Below are 2,817 nucleotides of genomic sequence, written 5' to 3'. Positions count from 1 at the left end.
AACCTATATTAAGTAGGAAAGTAGGCCCATCTATTTTTGCTGCGTTTATTTTTGCGGGTGTTTTACTTATTATTCATTTTTTTGAATTGAAATCACGAAAAGTAGAAAAGTTTCTAAATGGAAATAGCATTATTGTTATAGAAAACGGAGAAATCTTAAAAAAGAATTTATTACGCGCGAAAATGTCAGAACAACAATTATTTATGCATCTGAGAGAAAAAGGTATACATGAAATCAAGAATTTACAACAAGCAACTGTAGAAACGAATGGACGGATTGGGTATCAACTAACTACTAAGGCACAACCAGTTACTTTGGAAATGCTAGAAAAGCTTCTAGAGCAATGTAATCTGAAAAAATAGTTTTAGACTGAAAAGCGCTTCTTGTACATAAAGGCACTTTTCGCAAACGTGTAATAGTCCCTTCAGTAATCCTGAAGGGACTTTCGTGTTATTTAATGTATCTATCAATTTAATTTGTGTCTATTAAGATTGGAAGGTATGATTTTTAACGGTCTCATCATATCATGGTCTTCATGCTCTAAACGATGACAGTGCCATACATAATCTCCAGAATAGGGCTCAAACTTCATTATGATTCGGACGGTCTGTTCACCTGCTACAAGCACGGTATCTTTTAATCCAAAATCAGCTGGGAGAGGATTTAATAAGTTTCCATTCAAATCATGACGATCAAGAACTTGAAAATTAACTAGATGTATATGAATAGGATGAATCCCAACGGTCAAATTTACTAACTCACATATTTCAACAGAATTTAATAAAGGTGTTTCTGCCACTGGATCGTCCCATTCTTTATTATCTAATAAAAGCATGAGACGTCCAAATTCATCCTCTGAGTCATTTAATGTTAATCGTCTTACTTTCTTTACTTTTTCTACGGGAATAAAGTCAATGTTACTTAATTTGCATGGGATTTTACTTTTATCTGGGCAGGATAATGGTTTCGTTACTTGGAACTCCATTATCTCACCAGTTGGATTATCTAAATCAATTCCATTTTGTAAAACTACTTTTTTTCCTTCAAATCTTGAAAAATCAATAATAATGTCAATACGCTCTGCTGGTGAAACATCTAAACTTTGTACTTTAATCGGCCGTTTAAGAAGGCCTCCATCAGTCCCTATTAAAAAGAATGAGCTAAGGTCACTTAATTGGAACTTGTATGTGCGAGTATTAGAAGCGTTTAATAAACGAAATCTATATTTGCGGGGCTCAACTTTTAAAAATGGCCATACTTTCCCGTTAACTGCAATTGTATTTCCTAAAAATAGAGAAACAATAGAAGGGTATGGTAAACCTGGTGGTGGGTCTTCTGGTTGAGCAGGATAAAATAGCGAACCGTCCGGATTAAAAGATTTATCTTGAACGATAAGTGGTATCTCGTATTTCCCTTTAGGTAGGGGGAGTGATTTTTCTTCTTTATCACGAATCAAGTAAAGTCCTGCGAGACCCGCATATACATTTAAACGAGTAATCCCAAGTGCATGATCATGATACCAAAGGGCAGTTGCTCGTTCTCGATTCGAATAATGATAAATCTCTTTTACGAAACTAGGTCCTGTTTGTTGAAAGTTTTTCGTAAATCATGCTTCAGGATGACCATCGCTATCTGGTTCACTTGGGCTTCCATGTAAATGTACAACAGTTCGTACTTCTGGGTTATCATGCGCCCCGTGAACAGTTGTATCAACAGGTAAGAAGTGTTTTTCAGGTAAATCGTTTGACCATCTCACATATACAGGATGATCTTTTTTCACCTCAAACGTTGGACCAGGTACCATTCCATTATAACCCCATACTTTCGTCTTTGGTAAATCACTATGAAACTTGTGTAGCGTTTCAATCATACGTACATCATAAAACGGCTTACCTTTATATGTTCCTATAGGTTTTATTGCAGAGGGAATCGGAAGGGGATCAATAAATTTTTTTAATTCCAAATATCGCCATCTCCTTTCGTGTAATCTAGTATATTCTATTACGTGAATGTTATATTGTTTGTATACTTGACCAACAAAATCATTGATATATCCCTTATACATGTGAATCTAATATGACTTAAAATAATATACAGAAAAATTTAGTGGTCTAACTGCTTATTCAAGGGTTTTAGGCTGTGGACCATCCAAATTTTCTTGAAATTTACAGAGGAAGATATTTTACTGGACATAACAGAAAATCTATTTGATTTAGTATGTGCTTGTATTTTATCAAGGGTGATGACGATCAATATTACGATTAACAACGACATTAAAGTTCATAAAAATAAACAGAATGAATAATTGACAAAAAATGAGAATAGTAGTAATCTAACGTAAAACATACGCTACCGTATTTTATTGGAGAGATAATATGCAATTAACGAGGGAAGACTGGATAAAAGTAGGATTACAACAATTAGCTAATGAAGGTATACATAAAGTTCGCATTGAAGCACTTGCTCGATTGCTAAAAATAAGCAAAGGAAGCTTCTATCACTATTTTCGTGACCATCAAGAGCTTTTAGATTCTATGCTCGACTTTTGGGAAGTGCATGCAACAAAGCTGATTGTTCAAAGTATGGAGCAACAGGATGCCTCTTTAGAACAGCTATTACAGATTAGTTTTAATCGAGATAAAAAAATTGAGAATGGTATTTATGCTTGGGCTAAATACGATCCTGTTGTGGCAACACGTTTAGTAGATATAGAAGAACAAAGAATTTCTTGTGTTGCAAAATTGTATCAAAAAATGGGCGTAGACGAAACTGAATCAATTGATCGAGCGAGACTTGCCTATTTAACGTATGTAGGAT

2 protein-coding genes and 1 pseudogene are annotated in these 2,817 nt (G+C 34.5%); 2 read left to right on the top strand and 1 reads right to left on the bottom strand.

Going from position 1 to position 2,817, the window contains the following annotated elements:
* Nucleotides 1–362: DUF421 domain-containing protein (locus AB3X49_RS20710; protein WP_367964449.1), on the top strand; the 362-nt coding region annotated here is incomplete at its 5' end.
* Nucleotides 363–466: 104 nt separating this feature from the next.
* On the opposite strand, the pseudogene AB3X49_RS20705 reads toward AB3X49_RS20710, so the two are convergent.
* Nucleotides 467–1,963 (bottom strand): annotated as a pseudogene (locus AB3X49_RS20705) (multicopper oxidase family protein).
* Nucleotides 1,964–2,375: 412 nt separating this feature from the next.
* On the opposite strand from AB3X49_RS20705, the gene AB3X49_RS20700 reads away from it, so the two are divergent.
* Nucleotides 2,376–2,817: TetR/AcrR family transcriptional regulator (locus tag AB3X49_RS20700; protein WP_367964447.1), on the top strand; the 442-nt coding region annotated here is incomplete at its 3' end.

The sequence above is a fragment of the Bacillus sp. C30 genome, from assembly GCF_040838255.1.
GTDB classification, from domain to species: Bacteria; Bacillota; Bacilli; order Bacillales; family Bacillaceae_G; genus Bacillus_A; species Bacillus_A mycoides.
The sequence above is the reverse complement of the archived record's forward strand: the minus strand, read 5'-3'. Positions and strand labels throughout refer to the sequence as shown.